Origin of the sequence: Microcoleus sp., assembly GCF_049646505.1 — a bacterium.
GTDB lineage: Bacteria > Cyanobacteriota > Cyanobacteriia > Cyanobacteriales > Microcoleaceae > Microcoleus.
The window spans coordinates 1-14,227 of record NZ_JBARVX010000391.1 but is presented as its reverse complement, the minus strand read 5'-3'; the positions used below and the strand labels follow the sequence as shown (position 1 = coordinate 14,227).

The following is a 14,227-nucleotide window of genomic DNA, read 5'->3' as shown; positions in this document are numbered from 1 at the left end:
CTCGCGTGTACGCCGGAATTAGAGGCTTTGTACGGACTGCCGGTCGGCGGTTTCGACAGCAGCTATCAGAATTTGCTGGCAATGGTGCATCCAGACGATCGCGCTTTCACTCAACAGCAGTTGCAGGCTGCGGCGGCATCCGGGGAGGAATTAAACATTGAGTTCCGCATCTGCCGTCCCGACAGCAGCGTGGGCTGGATTGCTTGCAGGGCTAAGGTGTTTCAGGACGAGAGCGGTTTGTCCCAGCGGGCGATCGGGGTAAACGTCGATATCACCGATCGCAAACAAGCAGAAGCAGCGCGATCGCAAACCAACCAAACTTTGGAAGCTTTGATCCGAGCTTGTCCCCTAGGAATTACCGTTGTTAGCGCCGACGACGGGATTGTGAAAATGTGGAACCCAGCAGCCGAGAGGATTTTTGGCTGGTCGGAATCAGAGGCAAAAAATCAATTTTTGCCCTCCATTCCCCCAGACAAGCAGGAGGAATTCACGGCAAAATTGAAAAAAATTAGTCAAGGAAAGGGGCTCGCGGGCATGGAAACCCAGCGCCAACGGAAAGACGGCACCGCGATCGACATCAGTTTGTGGGCAACTCCAGTCCGCGACGCTCAAGGCAATATAAATTGTATGTCGATCGTCGCCGACATCAGCGATCGCAAGCAAGTAGAAGCAGAACTCGCTCAGTTGCTCGATCGCGAACAAGCCGCGCGCGCGGAAGCAGAAGCGATCAACCGCCTGAAAGACGAGTTTCTCGCCACGCTTTCCCACGAACTCCGCACGCCTTTAAATGTGATTCTGGGCTGGGCGCAGAGGCTGCGCGGCCTCCCCTACACAGAAGATGATTTAGCTAGCGGTTTGGAAGCGATCGAGCGCCAGTCGAGGGTGCAGGTGCAGCTAGTAGAAGATTTGCTCGACGTTTCCCGGATTATTCAAGGCAAACTGGCTCTGAAAGACGGCTGGTTCGCGATCGCAAGCGCGATCGAAATTGCTCTGAGTTCAGTCATGTTCGCCGCCCAGGCCAAGTCTGTGACAGTTTCCTCGGAATTAGACCCCACAGTCAAATTGATGAGGGGCGACGCGCAGAGGTTGCAGCAGGTACTCTCGAATTTGCTGACTAACGCCGTCAAGTTTACGCCAGCGGGCGGAACCGTGAAACTGAGTTTGTCGGCGGTAGCTGTGGCTGATTCCCCATCGCCCAATTACCTGCAAATTACTGTCAGCGATACCGGCAAAGGCATTTCTGCAGAGTTTCTGCCCTACGTGTTCGATCGCTTCCGACAAGCAGACGGGTCGATTACCAGGGCTGACAGCGGTTTGGGACTGGGATTGGCGATCGTCCGGCACTTGGTGGAACTCCACGGCGGCACCGTGCGCGCCGAAAGTCCGGGTAAAGACCAGGGTGCGACATTCACCGTCATGCTGCCCCTCAAACAGCGGAGCAGCCAGCAGCGGCAGTTGAGAGAGGAAAGGAAAGCCCCTCAAATCCGTCCGGGTATGTTGGCCGGTTTAAAAGTGTTGGTAGTTGACGACGAACCCGACAACCGGGAGTTTTTGATTGTCGCCCTCGAACAGTTGGGGGCGCAGGCGACAGCGGCTGCTTCAGCACAAGAGGCGATCGAGCTTTTGCAGCAGTCGCCGCCCGATATTCTAGTCAGCGACATCGGGATGCCCGTTGAGGACGGCTACTCGCTGATCCGCAAAGTGCGATCGTCCGAATCCGACAAAATCAAGCGCTTGCCGGCGGTGGCGCTGACAGCCTATGCTAGCGAACAAGACCGAGAGCGGGCGATCGACGCCGGTTACGACGAACATTTAGCAAAGCCGATCGATCCGGCTCGATTCGCCGCTGTTTTAGCAAAGTTAACAAATTCGCAGTAAGGTCGATCGAACCCACAAATAATATCATTTCCCTATTGTCAAATCCACTCAACAACCACCGATTCATATCGTTTCCGGTTGCATCGGAATGATTTAACCACAGAGAACACAGAGAACACAGAGAGATCAGAGAGAAATGAATAATTCCGATGCTAACGGAAATGATATCATCTGCCACTAAAATCAATCTCATTCATCTGCGTGAATCTGCGTTCATCTGCCCGTATCTGCGGTAAAAAAAAAGATAATTTTGCAACCGCAGATGACAATTGATAAACGCCGATTCACGCAGATTCCCTATTGTCAAATCCACTCAACAACCACCGAATCATCTTCCACCAAAATCAATCTCATTCATCTGCGTGAATCTGCGTTCATCTGCCCGTATCTGCGGTAAAAAAAAAGATAATTTCTGAACCGCAGATGACAATTGATAGACGCTGATGCACGCAGATGCAGAGAACAGAATAAGATTACTTTAAATCCAACAATCCGCTAGTTTTCAACTTGGGATTAAACCGGATTTCTTCGGTTACACCGCGAGCTTTGAGCAGCGATAAAATTTCATTTTCCACCCGGCGCGCTACATTTTTTAACAATTTATCTTTGGCAAGTTCATCGGCAACAATACCTTCATAATTTGCCACTTCCTGGGCTGTCATCACGGTTTTGGTGTCGATGGGATCGTTCCACTTGGCTGCATCGGCACCGTTGCCTTCCGGCTGCGCTCCGTTTTCAGCAATCCAACTCGATCGGATGTTTTCGAGTATAGTGCGGTTTGGTCGATCGATAATTTGGACTTTCACCCAATAGCAATATTCGGTTTGCCGTACCAAATGCTGTTTCAGGCTGAGGTAAGTATCGCGAGAATAACCGACAAATTGCAGCATTTTATCCCTGTCAAAAATCGCATAAACGCCAATTTTTCCCTGGACAAAATCGGGCAATTTTCCCTCTGAGTCAATGTAGGGAATGAATTCTAAGCTAGCGAGAGGCTGAATGTCTTCTGTCATTTCTGGTTAATTGTCGATGTGAATTTTTTCTGACGTTTTTCTGATTCTTAAGTAAATCCACCTAATTCAAGGTGAAATACGGATGGCTAAAAAGCTTGCTGTGTATTTTTTCTTCCTTCTTCCTTCTTCCTTACTTCCCTCAAAATCCATCCGTTACATCCGTTACGAAAGAAGCGGACGTACTTCCTTCGGTCAACAGTTTGCAGTCAACAGTCAACAGTCAACAGTTTGCAGTCAACAGTTTGCAGTCAACAGTTTGCAGTCAACAGTCAACTAATTCTTAAAAAGTCGATAAACTGCACAGAGGCGGCTGGGTTTAAATATTTTGGCTTGAAACATGAAATTGGGCGGGACGTTGACGATCGCAAAATCGATCGATTCGTGATACTGTTCAAATTCCGCAGGCATTCCCTTCGGCGTGTTGCTGCTGTAGGGCACTGGCTGAAAAAGTAACTCCGCAAACTCAATGCGCGAACACTGCAATTGCAGCGCTATTTGTTGGAGAAAGCTTTCACCCGTTAACAAACCGAACAGTAGAGCTTTAGCATCCGGTTCGAGGACAAAATTGCTATCGTAGCTTTGAATAATCTTGAGACCCATTTTCTATATACTCCTGACAGACACCGGCGCACTCTGAATTTTACCCGACAGCGGCGATCGGCAAAAGGTCAGTTAAAATATCACAGTCTAGAAAATTTAAGAAATAGCCCGGATTTATTTGCCGATCGCTTTTATCATGTCCGTATCGAAAACGTATCATCTACCAGACAACGACTACAAGTCTATGCAGAAAATCGAAAACGCATCACTCCCAGCTTTGAGAAATTCCCCAAGCCAGCCGGATTGGCTAGAATTGGCAGAATACGCCTCTGTTGCCGGTTCAGCGATTGGGACGATTGCTGCGGGATTGTCGGGCCAAATTCTCTACGCCGCAGCCCCCTTAACCGCAGCGATATCGCTGAATATCGCCAATCGCCAGCGTTTCGAGCAACAAATGCAACAAAAGTCAAATTCTGCGATCGCGGAGGTACAGGCCGCAGCAGAAGGTCGATCGCAGCAAGTTCAGTTGCTACCTGGAGAACCAGCAGAACTTTACACGGCAGTATCCGACTTGAAACAAAAAATCCTCAGTTTGGAATCGAGCGCTATCAGCGACTTGCAAGCAGCCGTAGCATCCCTGGAACGAGCGCAGGCGCTACCTGCTGATTCTCAGGAGCTCTACACCATTCTGTCGGATTTGCGGGAAAAACTCCGCATCTTGGAAAATAGCGCCCTCAGAGAGGATGATTGGCAAAATGTCAACGTCCGATTTTTATTGATGGACGAAAAGTTAACTGAGGTGAGAACTATTACAGCTCAGTTGCAGGAGCGATCGAGCGATGTAGAATTGAATGAAATCCAAGGTTCTCTGAAGCAATTGCAGCATTTGCTCGATCGACCGGCAATAGACGCAGCGGCAATGCAAACCGATATCCAGCATTTGCACGAGCAAATTTCCGAGTTGCAGCGGCAAAATCAAGAAATTGTCAAGCCTTATTTGCAGCGTCTGACTCGCGCCGTCAAGAAACTCAGTCAGTAGTCAGTAGTCAGCAGTCAGCAGTCATTAGTCAGCAGTCAGTAGTCATTAGTCATTAGTCATTAGTCAGTAGTCATTAGTCATTAGTCATTAGTCATTAGTCATTAGTTATTTGTGGGTTTTTTCTAGGTTTTTGTGAGTAGTTGGGGATAACAACCAATAACCAATTCCCCATTTCCTGCGCGGGCCAAAGCCCAATTCCCAATTCCCAATTCCCAATTCCCAATTCCCAATTCCCAATTCCCAATTCCCAATTCCCAATTCCCCATTCCCCCATTCCCCCATTACCCATGACTAAATATTTGCCAAGCTTGCCAGAAAACATAAATCGATAGAATTGCCAAGAGCGATCGAAAAGCTAAACTAATAGTGCGATCGGACAATCTCGGCAAAAACCGGGTGCTGATTTGCGCCCCCAACAAACCGCCGCCGCCCAGAATTAACCCCACAACCCACAAAACATTCCCGCGCGCCGCGTGTCCCGCCGTCGCCGAAATAGCAGTGATGACGATGACACCCAAGCTGGTTTGAATTGCAGTTTTAATGCTTTCTCCTAACAGCAAAATTTGCAAGGGAACCATAATCACGCCGCCGCCTACGCCGAACAAACCCGCTAATAAACCCGCCGCACTGCCGGTAGCAATTTTAGCAAAAGTTGGATTGAATAAAATATTTGAATTCTTGGGTAATTCGCGATCGGTAATTGATAAGTGAGCATTTTCTAGTTGTCTTGCTTTTTCTCCCAGTTCCCCTTGTTCTACTTCCGCTTTCTTCTTAGCTGTTATGTGCTTGCGAACCTCAATTAAATAAATATTTAGCCACAACAACAAGCCAAAAGAAACTAACAGCAAATAAGGCGGAAATATCCCCGCCAAATAAGCACCGATTTGTGCTGTAATGACGGCTGGAAATCCGATGCCAGCCACTTTGCCAAAGCTGAGATAGCCCATGCGCCAATTCTGGATGCTGCCAGAAATAGCTGTAATGACGATCGACAAACTGCTAGTAGCAACCGCTTGCACCGGATCGTAATTGAGAGCCACCAACAAAGGCACGAGCACCGTACCGCCCCCGATACCCAAAAATCCAGCTAGAATTCCGGCAAACAGTCCAGATGCAACCAGAATCAATAATTCAGTGATAGTCATTAGTTATTAGTCAGTAGTCAGTAGTCAGTAGTCAGTGGTCAGTGGTCAGTAGTTAGTAGTTAGTAGTTAGTAGTTAGTAGTTAGTAATTAGTAGTTAACAATCAACAGTCAACAGTCAACAGTCAACAGTCAACAGTTAACAATCAACAATCAACAGTCAACAGTCAACAGTCAACAGTCAACAATCAACAGTCAAATTTTAAGAATCATTAGTTGAGCCGTCGGGCATAATTGCCCGCCTCAAATCTGCATCGCGGAAGTTAGTTCGATTGAGATTAGCATCAATCAAAACCGCTTCGATCAAAACAGCCCCGCTAAAATTAGACCAGCACAGCTTTGCCCGGTACAAATTAGCACCGGTTAAGTTAGCCCCGCGCAGAGTTGACCAACTCACATTGGCAACTCTCAAATTAGCATTGGTCAAATTAGCATTGGTCAGATTAGCTCCAACCATCGTTACTTGGCGCAAGTCTGCACCAGTCAGGTTGGTCCCGCTCAGCATTGCCCCGCTCATAATTGCCTGAGTCAAGTTAGCTCTTTCTAACAGCGATTCGCTGAGGATGGCATTTGTCAGGTTTACCGCTTTGAGAGTTGACCAACTCAAATTTGCCTTCATCAAATTAGTGCGAATCATGCTAGCGTCGGTTAAGTTGGCCGCAAACAAATTCGCTTCGGTAAAGTTGGCTTCGGTCAAGTTAGCTTCCGTCAAATTAGCCTTGGTCATGTTGACTTCTCTCGCCATTGAGCCGCGCAAGTTCGCTCCCATTAGGTTAGCCCCGCTGAGATTGGCGCGGCTCAAATCGGTACCGATCAGATTTGCTTCGCTGAGGTTGGCTTCCGTCAAATCCACCCCGGCCAATTTCACCTCGCGCAAGTTCGCTCCCGTCAGGTTAGCGCCTTTGAGATTTGCGTCTTGGAAATTCCCTCTGGTAAAACTAGCTTCGCTGAGGTTTACTCCTTTTAAGTCGGCCCCGGCGAGGTTAATCTCTCGAAAAATTCTTTCTCCGGCCGCATATTGCCTCAGAATTCGATCGGCCTCCATGTCATTCGCCTCGCAATTTTTTTCAAACGTTAGAGTGATGGGTGTTACCACATCATCCCAGATAACCACCGTATTCACGCCGCACGGTGCAGTATCGGCAAAATCTTTGCACTCTGATGTCCTGGCACTCCTGTGCGAATCTATTCTAGATGGCCTCACAAATGTCCGCGCTTCTGAGAGAATCAAAAATAAGGTAAATATATCAGCAGTCAGCACTCAAGACTATTTCAGATTTTAAATTTGAAATGAGAGATGCGAATGACTTGCTAGATATAGGTTTGGGGATTGTATACAGTTGCATTAGAACTCTTGCAAAAATACAGTGCACCCCACCCCAACCCTCCCCGCGAGTTCGGGGAGGGGGCAAGATTATTCTTGTTTCCCCCCGCGTCCGGGGGGACTTGCGGGGGGTGAATTTGACTTTTGCATATATATTGTTTTTGGAAGCTGGTATCTGAACAACTGACTGCTGACTGATTTTTCCACCACTGATAAAGGAAGTTTGAGAATGCCTGAAAATTTGAGAAGCCAAGCTGTGACTGGAGGCGTACAGCGCGCGCCCAACCGAGCAATGCTGCGGGCCGTCGGTTTTGGCGACGGCGATTTCACTAAGCCCATTGTGGGAATTGCCAACGGGTACAGCACGATTACGCCCTGCAATATGGGATTGAACGACCTCGCTTTGCGGGCTATTGCCAGCGCAAAAGAAGCCGGAGCGATGCCGCAGATGTTCGGTACGATTACGATCAGCGACGGGATCTCGATGGGAACTGAAGGGATGAAATATTCTCTGGTGTCGAGAGATGTAATTGCTGATTCTATTGAAACTGTTTGCAACGGCCAAAGTATGGACGGCGTGCTGGCTGTGGGCGGTTGCGACAAGAATATGCCGGGGGCGATGATTGCGATCGCCCGCATGAACATTCCTGCTATTTTTGTTTACGGCGGCACGATCAAACCGGGACACCACAACGGAAAAGATTTAACCGTAGTCAGCGCTTTTGAAGCAGTCGGTCAATTCAGCGCCGGCAAAATTGACGAAGCAGAACTCAATGCAGTAGAACAAAAAGCTTGTCCCGGTGCGGGTTCCTGCGGCGGAATGTTTACAGCAAATACGATGTCCAGTGCCTTTGAAGTGATGGGGATGAGCTTGCCCTATTCTTCGACAATGGCTGCTGAAGATGCCGAAAAAGCTGACAGCGCTGCCGAATCTGCCACAGTTGTGGTGGAAGCAATTCGCAAACAGTTGTTGCCGAGCCAAATTTTGACACGCAAGGCCTTTGAAAATGCGATCGCGGTAATTATGGCGATCGGCGGTTCAACCAACGCTGTGCTGCATTTATTGGCCATTTCCAATACGATCGGCGTTGAACTCTCCCTAGACGATTTTGAAACAATTCGAGCCAAAGTTCCCGTGCTGTGCGACCTCAAACCAAGCGGCAAATACGTAGCAACCGACTTGCACAAAGCCGGCGGCATTCCGCAAGTAATGAAAATGCTTTTGGAACAAGGTTTGCTGCACGGCGATGCCCTGACAATTACCGGCCAAACTATTGCTGAAGTGTTAGCAGATATTCCCAGCGAACCTCGAACCGACCAAGACGTAATTCGCCCTTGGAACAACCCGATGTACGCCGAAGGACATTTAGCAATTCTCAGGGGAAATCTGGCAACAGAAGGAGCAGTCGCTAAAATTACAGGCGTTAAAAAACCGCAAATCACCGGCCCGGCGCGAGTATTTGAATCCGAAGAAAATTGTTTGGATGCAATCTTAGCCGGCAAAATTCAAGCCGGAGATGTGATTGTCGTCCGCTACGAAGGGCCAAAAGGCGGGCCGGGAATGCGCGAAATGCTAGCACCAACTTCGGCAATTATTGGCGCAGGTTTGGGCGATTCTGTGGGTTTAATTACTGACGGCCGCTTCTCTGGCGGAACTTACGGCCTGGTTGTAGGTCACGTCGCACCAGAGGCGCAAGTTGGCGGCACAATTGCTTTAGTAAAAGAGGGCGATTCAATTACGATTGATGCTAAGAATCGGTTGTTGCAGCTCAATGTTGCTGATGCAGAATTAGAGCAGCGCCGAGCAGCTTGGCAAGCTCCTAAACCTCGCTATACTAGGGGCGTTTTGGCTAAATACGCTAAGTTGGTTTCTTCTAGCAGTATCGGTGCTGTGACTGATTTGGGTTTGGGTTAAAGAAGGAAGACTTTTTTAACCGCAGGTAAACGCAGATGAACGCAGATCAAATACTATCTGCGTTCATCTGTGTTTATCCGCTGATATCTGCGGTTAAAAAATCCCAATCTATCTAATTCAACAATATTTTAACAGGCAATTAGCGCTGATTCAAAAAGCGACTTGCCATCGAAATTGCGTCAGTAATATCTACGTCGCCGTCTCCATCTGCATCTAAAAACGTATTCAAAACCGGATTTGAACCCTGGGCTGGATTTTGGGCGTTGCCACCGGTTTGCAGCAAATTCAGCACTAAGGGCACCAAAACAGGTATCATCGCTTGGACTGTGCCGTTATTCAAGCCGGTTCTTTGGGCGATATCCTGAACTATTTGAATTAATTGGTTGTTTCCAAACAAACTCTGTACCGCTTGCGGATTGGGGTTTGTGCCGCTAAATTGGTTGACAACTTGTTGAGCTTGTGCATCTCCCGATTGCGATCGCACGTCTTTCAATGCCGATCGCACGTATCCGCTCAAAACCGACATCGCTAGCTGAGTCGTGCCCGCATCCACGCCTTGGCTGCTGCTCAACTGCTGTACCGTACCCAGAATGTTGCCCAACTGATTGGGACTTGCTTGTTGGTTGGGATTGTCGATCGCGCTCAAAATTTGGTCAAATAGTCCCATAATTTTCGCTCCTTACTGTACTTGTTCAACTCTAGATTAACCCATCATATCAATTCCGGTTATATCGGAATGATTTAACCGCAGAGAACGCAGAGGACACAGAGAGAGAAGAAAGATGTATGATTCCGATGCTGACGGAATTGATATCACCCACTATCAATTACCAATTCTCAATCTCAAATCTCAAATCTCCATAATATATTCTAGTAGACTTCTCCAATAATTATGGTGGAGCGGGGCCCAAAGCCTGCTTTTTACAGGCTTTTTAGGATAAGTCTAATGTTTGATCGGCAGGGCGATCGCAAATTCCGTCCCAGTTCCCATCTCCGACCAACAGTTAATCGTCCCGCCGTGTTTCTTGACAATAATTTCGCGGCCGATTGCCAATCCCAAACCAGTACCTACACCCCTCGGTTTAGTTGTAAAGAACGTTTCAAACATTCTTTCTTGACTGGCCGCAGGTATTCCCGTACCGTTATCGGAAATTCGCACTACCACTGAGTCGTCGTCCAAGTATTCTGTAGCGATCGTAATTTGCGGCGAAAAACTAGAAACTTCCTGTTGGATTGACTCCGAATCCGATTCTTGGTTCGCTTCCTGATAGCGAGTTTTCTCAATTTTTTCTCTCTCTTCCACAGCATCTAGTGCATTGTTCAAAACGTTGACAAACACTTGGTAAAGCAAACCCATATAGCCTTCTATTTTGGGGATTTCCCCGTAATTTCGCACCACTTCAACGCCGTGTTTTACCCGGCTGTTGAGAATCAGCAAACTGCTGTCTATGCAGGCGTGCAAATCGACTGGTTCAGGCGCTGCAGCGTCGAGTCGAGAAAAATCTTTCAAACTCAAGATAATGGCTTTGGCTCTTTGGGCACCCACTTGCATGGAGTTAAATATTTTCATCAAATCTTCTTGGAGAAAATCGAGGTCTATTTCTTCTGCTTTGGCCGTGACTGCAGGAGGCGGGTTGGGTATTTCTGTTTCGTAAATTTTGAGCAAATCTAAAATATCTTCAACGTAAGTTTTTGCCGGATCGATGTTGGCATAGATAAAATTGATTGGGTTGTTAACTTCGTGAGCAACACCGGCCAGCATCCGTCCCAAAGTTGCCATTTTCTCATTTTGAAGTATCTTAATTTCTTGCTCGGATTTCAATTCTTCTAGCAGGTGATTTACTTTCTGAATCAGTTGGTTGAACGAATCTGCTAATACTCCTACTTCATCGGTGCTGGTAACTGGTACTTGCAACTCAAAATTAGATTCTTCGGTGACTCGCTGCGCTATTTTAGTGACAGCGGCGAGGGGTTTGGCGATCGCCCGACTGGTAAAGCTCGCCAGCAGTGCTGCAATTACGATCGACAGTGCCATGCTACCAAAAATTATTTGCACCCGCAGCGCCTGCGCTCTGAGCAGGGCTTCCCGTGCTGCATCTTCTTGCTCTTGGGCGCGATCGATAATTTCTGCTAAATCATTGGTCGCCTTATCTAATTGCCGCCCATTTTTATCTCGCTCGAAATTCGCCAGCAACTTGCGTTTAACACTTTTTTGCTCTGGCTTATCTGGCAACTTGCTGATTTGAGCGTTAACTGTTTGTAGCTGCAAAATGTAATTAGACACTAGCGAATCGTAAGTTTTGATAAATTCCTGTAAACCTGCTGCCTGCTCCATGTTTTTCTGATTTTTTAGTTCAGATAGCGACAGCTTCAAACTGTAGATATTGTTTTGTAGCTGTTGATATTTTCTGTCAAATATTTCGGGCTGTTCGATCCCGTCAATCAATCGCTGTTGGCTGTTTTGCGTCCGCAGCAAAGCCACCTGCAACTTATTTAAAAGCTGACTTTCTCGATCGATGTGTAGTTGATTGTTAGTTCTGCGATAGTAATGATTCCCCGCCAGCATCCCGATAGTCGTGCCCCCAATCGCCACACAAAGAGCCAATGCGTAGCCGCGGCTGATTTTGTCGCCAATACTGAGGTTTCCGAAGGAGCGGGCTATTTGAACAAAATAATTAAGCTTTGGTAGGTGGCTCTGTTTGATTTTATACTCGAAAGATGTAGGAAGTTCTTGTGAAGCCTGGTTGCGATGTTTGAGCTGCATAGATGCGAACCTGTGAATAATTCACGCACTGAGAATTAAGTCTAACTTAACTCGCGGATGTTTAGAAAGTACCGCATCGATACTTAATGTGATATTTTTTGTTAATAATGAGGAAGCTCTTACCCTACCTGAGAAACCCGGTTTCGGGTTTCCGCTGTCGGAGCTTCTAGGACGCACTTATACTGTTTGAGATTTTAGAAGAATTAGGAATGACCAGGGCTAAAAACTGATACAAGCCCCAGACATGAATCGCGGAAAACCCAAATTTCAAGCTCCCAGACTCATCTGTGGATTAAATCTAAAATTTAAAATTGATTGACTGATTCGGTAAAGGTTTGGATAGCGGGTTCGATCATTTGCATTCTTTGAGTGAAACTGGTATTGCGTTAAGAAACCGTGTTTCTACGTAACTCAATGCGATATTTATTTTTTTGATAAAGAAGGGTGGCTTGAGGGGCGATCGAATAAATCACAGATGAAATAATGAGGTGTTCGGGCGGGTGAACGCAGCAATAAACAGCCTGCACCCGCTACAATTGCAGCTTTGGGCGCGCATTTGTCCGCCTGCACTCCCTACCGCTCAAACCCGCTTGCATTCTGCACTGAGCACGAGCAGAATCGGGATTGGCAGGCTAAGCAGTGCGATCGGACACTCGATCGGTTCCGAATTATCATCACAATGTAAGAATCAAAGTATAACCCTTTTATTTGCCGCCCCCTCATGCCTTTGCCGCGCCTGTTAACCTTAATTGCTGCTTTCTGCCTCACCCTGGGGCTGATTATTGGCCTGATAAGTTCCTTGACAGGGCTTTACAGTCAAGTTGCGCTGTCTGCTTCTCCGTTGCTGGCTAATTTGCTGATTTTCCTAATAATTGTACTTTTGGGAACGCTAATTTTTGCGATATTTTATTATTTTAAGCTGCTGCAACGTCCGGGAAAAGTTAAGGGAAAACGGGCGATTAATCCGAAGGTTCCTGTGGTCAAAAGTGAGGCTGCTTCGGAAAATCTTCAAGCAATTAGGCAGCAAGTCGATCGCATTCAAGATGAAGTAGCGCGGCAAGCTTTGCTGTTGAGAGCCCGCGAAATTGAAGCTAACATGGCCCGCGGCAATGTTCGGATCGTGGTTTTCGGCACCGGTTCTGCGGGGAAAACTTCGGCTGTCAATGCGTTGGTGGGGCGGATGGCGGGAGAGGTGGGCGCGCCGATGGGAACTACGGAAGTTGGAGAAACTTACACTCTTTCATTGAAAGGAATCGATCGCGAATTAGCAATTACTGATACCCCAGGCATCTTGGAAGCGGGAGTAGCGGGGACTTACAGAGAGGAATTGGCGCGTCAGTTGGCGGCCGGGGCAGATTTGATCTTATTTGTTTTGGACGGCGATTTGCGTAAATCTGAGTACGAACCGCTACGGACTTTGGCGGAAATTGGCAAAAGGTCGATCGTGGTTTTTAATAAAGTTGACCTTTATCCCGACAGCGACAGAGACGAAATTCTCGATCGGCTGCGACAGCGAGTCAAAGGTTTTGTATCAGCAATGGATGTAGTTGCAATTAGCGCCAACCCGCAAAAAGTTGTACTAGAAAGCGGCACAATATTTCAACCAGACCCGGATATGATGCCATTAATTAGGCGCATCGCAGCAATTTTGCGAGCCGAAGGCGAAGACTTAATTGCCGACAATATTTTGTTGCAATCTCAGCACTTGGGAGACCAAGCGCGCAAGTTAATTGACGCTCAAAGACGGCGCGCCGCTGATAAAGTAGTAGAGCGATTTCAGTGGATCGGAGCCGGAGTAATTGCCGTCACGCCCTTACCCGTTGTGGATTTGTTAGCGACAGCAGCAGTTAACGCTCAAATGGTAGTAGAAATTGCCAAGATTTACGGCTGCGAATTAAATATCGATCGCGCCAAAGAATTGGCATTATCTCTAGCAAAAACTCTAGCAAGTTTGGGAATAGTTGAAGGCGTAATTCAAGTGGTTTCAAGGGCGCTGCAATTAAGCGTAGCCGGGTTTGTGCTCGGCAAAGCAATTCAAGCAGTCAGCGCCGCTTATTTAACCAGAATTGCCGGGAAAAGTTTTATTGAATATTTCCGACATGACCAAGATTGGGGCGATGGCGGGATTGCCGAAGTCGTGCAAAGGCAGTTTCAGTTAAATCGGAAAGACGAGTTTGTTAAAGCATTTGTCAAAGATGCGATCGCCCGCGTTGTCGAACCTCTGAACATTTACCAGCAACAAGAATCGGAACCCGAATTAGAAATGCCAGCAGAAGTGGAACCAGAACCATTGTACAAGCACCCGGGCGACGATTGGGAAACCAACAGCAACAAGCGCCAAGATGACTGGTAATTAGTCAGTTGACTGTTGACTGTTGACTGTTGACTGTTGACTGTTGGCTGTTGACTGTTGGCTGTTGACTGTTAATTGTTAATTGTTAATTGTTAATTGTTAATTGTTAACTAATAAATGATCACTGTTAATTGTTAACTAATGACTAATGACTAATGACTAATGACTAATGACTAATGACTAATGACTAATGACTAATGACTAATGACTAATGACTAATGACTAATGACTAATGACTAATGACTAATGACTAATGACT

12 protein-coding genes are annotated in these 14,227 nt (G+C 47.2%); 5 read left to right on the top strand and 7 right to left on the bottom strand.

From position 1 onward, the window contains the following. Nucleotides 1-1,878 (top strand): PAS domain-containing hybrid sensor histidine kinase/response regulator (locus WBA89_RS19625; protein WP_424408872.1); only part of this gene is annotated, 1,878 nt, incomplete at its 5' end. A 473-nt stretch (nucleotides 1,879-2,351) separates the two neighbouring features. Here the strand turns inward: WBA89_RS19625 and WBA89_RS19620 are convergent. After that, nucleotides 2,352-2,891 carry a GIY-YIG nuclease family protein gene (locus tag WBA89_RS19620; protein ID WP_424408871.1) on the bottom strand — a complete coding sequence of 180 codons (540 nt, stop codon included), beginning with the start codon at nucleotides 2,889-2,891 and terminating at the stop codon, nucleotides 2,352-2,354. An 82-nt stretch (nucleotides 2,892-2,973) separates the two neighbouring features. Here WBA89_RS19620 and WBA89_RS19615 point away from each other — a divergent pair, with 82 nt between their 5' ends. Next, nucleotides 2,974-3,168 (top strand): hypothetical protein, encoded by a 195-nt coding sequence (locus WBA89_RS19615; RefSeq protein WP_424408870.1) that lies wholly within the window; start codon nucleotides 2,974-2,976, stop codon nucleotides 3,166-3,168. On the opposite strand, the gene WBA89_RS19610 is transcribed toward WBA89_RS19615, so the two are convergent. Then, nucleotides 3,165-3,491 carry a hypothetical protein gene (locus WBA89_RS19610; protein ID WP_424408869.1) on the bottom strand — a complete coding sequence of 109 codons (327 nt, stop codon included), beginning with the start codon at nucleotides 3,489-3,491 and terminating at the stop codon, nucleotides 3,165-3,167. The genes WBA89_RS19615 and WBA89_RS19610 overlap by 4 nt on opposite strands. 184 nt (nucleotides 3,492-3,675) lie before the next feature. On the opposite strand from WBA89_RS19610, the gene WBA89_RS19605 reads away from it, so the two are divergent. Beyond that, nucleotides 3,676-4,470 carry a hypothetical protein gene (locus WBA89_RS19605; RefSeq protein ID WP_424408868.1) on the top strand — a complete coding sequence of 265 codons (795 nt, stop codon included), beginning with the start codon at nucleotides 3,676-3,678 and terminating at the stop codon, nucleotides 4,468-4,470. Nucleotides 4,471-4,592: 122 nt separating this feature from the next. Here the strand turns inward: WBA89_RS19605 and WBA89_RS19600 are convergent, their stop codons facing one another. From WBA89_RS19600 to WBA89_RS19590, 3 genes are all read right to left on the bottom strand, one after another. Next, nucleotides 4,593-4,736 carry a hypothetical protein gene (locus tag WBA89_RS19600; protein ID WP_424408867.1) on the bottom strand — a complete coding sequence of 48 codons (144 nt, stop codon included), beginning with the start codon at nucleotides 4,734-4,736 and terminating at the stop codon, nucleotides 4,593-4,595. 15 nt (nucleotides 4,737-4,751) lie between these two features. Beyond that, nucleotides 4,752-5,615 (bottom strand): sulfite exporter TauE/SafE family protein, encoded by an 864-nt coding sequence (locus WBA89_RS19595; protein WP_424408866.1) that lies wholly within the window; start codon nucleotides 5,613-5,615, stop codon nucleotides 4,752-4,754. A gap of 199 nt (nucleotides 5,616-5,814) precedes the next feature. Further along, complete coding sequence (locus WBA89_RS19590) at nucleotides 5,815-6,657, bottom strand: pentapeptide repeat-containing protein (RefSeq protein ID WP_424408873.1); 843 nt, start codon at nucleotides 6,655-6,657, stop codon at nucleotides 5,815-5,817. 508 nt (nucleotides 6,658-7,165) lie between these two features. On the opposite strand from WBA89_RS19590, the gene ilvD reads away from it, so the two are divergent. Next, the gene (gene ilvD / locus WBA89_RS19585; protein ID WP_424408865.1) at nucleotides 7,166-8,851 is read left to right on the top strand and encodes a dihydroxy-acid dehydratase; all 1,686 of its coding nucleotides are present in this window, start codon (nucleotides 7,166-7,168) and stop codon (nucleotides 8,849-8,851) included. Between the two features lie 139 nt (nucleotides 8,852-8,990). On the opposite strand, the gene WBA89_RS19580 is transcribed toward ilvD, so the two are convergent. Continuing rightward, nucleotides 8,991-9,518 (bottom strand): hypothetical protein, encoded by a 528-nt coding sequence (locus WBA89_RS19580; RefSeq protein ID WP_424408864.1) that lies wholly within the window; start codon nucleotides 9,516-9,518, stop codon nucleotides 8,991-8,993. 276 nt (nucleotides 9,519-9,794) lie between these two features. Further along, nucleotides 9,795-11,615, bottom strand: a complete 1,821-nt coding sequence (locus WBA89_RS19575; RefSeq protein WP_424408863.1) for an ATP-binding protein — start codon at nucleotides 11,613-11,615, stop codon at nucleotides 9,795-9,797. A gap of 721 nt (nucleotides 11,616-12,336) precedes the next feature. Between WBA89_RS19575 and WBA89_RS19570 the strand changes: the two genes are divergently transcribed. Continuing rightward, the gene (locus WBA89_RS19570; RefSeq protein WP_424408862.1) at nucleotides 12,337-13,968 is read left to right on the top strand and encodes a YcjF family protein; all 1,632 of its coding nucleotides are present in this window, start codon (nucleotides 12,337-12,339) and stop codon (nucleotides 13,966-13,968) included. Nucleotides 13,969-14,227 lie beyond the last annotated feature (259 nt).

What these genes read in the sequence shown, in the direction of transcription:
- WBA89_RS19620 (WP_424408871.1), bottom strand. Translation starts at nt 2,891, where the DNA reads ATGACAGAAGACATTCAGCCTCTCGCTAGCTTAGAATTCATTCCCTAC.
- WBA89_RS19615 (WP_424408870.1), top strand. Translation starts at nt 2,974, where the DNA reads ATGGCTAAAAAGCTTGCTGTGTATTTTTTCTTCCTTCTTCCTTCTTCC.
- WBA89_RS19610 (WP_424408869.1), bottom strand. Translation starts at nt 3,491, where the DNA reads ATGGGTCTCAAGATTATTCAAAGCTACGATAGCAATTTTGTCCTCGAA.
- WBA89_RS19605 (WP_424408868.1), top strand. Translation starts at nt 3,676, where the DNA reads ATGCAGAAAATCGAAAACGCATCACTCCCAGCTTTGAGAAATTCCCCA.
- WBA89_RS19600 (WP_424408867.1), bottom strand. Translation starts at nt 4,736, where the DNA reads ATGGGGAATTGGGAATTGGGAATTGGGAATTGGGAATTGGGAATTGGG.
- WBA89_RS19595 (WP_424408866.1), bottom strand. Translation starts at nt 5,615, where the DNA reads ATGACTATCACTGAATTATTGATTCTGGTTGCATCTGGACTGTTTGCC.
- WBA89_RS19590 (WP_424408873.1), bottom strand. Translation starts at nt 6,657, where the DNA reads ATGGAGGCCGATCGAATTCTGAGGCAATATGCGGCCGGAGAAAGAATT.
- ilvD (WP_424408865.1), top strand. Translation starts at nt 7,166, where the DNA reads ATGCCTGAAAATTTGAGAAGCCAAGCTGTGACTGGAGGCGTACAGCGC.
- WBA89_RS19580 (WP_424408864.1), bottom strand. Translation starts at nt 9,518, where the DNA reads ATGGGACTATTTGACCAAATTTTGAGCGCGATCGACAATCCCAACCAA.
- WBA89_RS19575 (WP_424408863.1), bottom strand. Translation starts at nt 11,615, where the DNA reads ATGCAGCTCAAACATCGCAACCAGGCTTCACAAGAACTTCCTACATCT.
- WBA89_RS19570 (WP_424408862.1), top strand. Translation starts at nt 12,337, where the DNA reads ATGCCTTTGCCGCGCCTGTTAACCTTAATTGCTGCTTTCTGCCTCACC.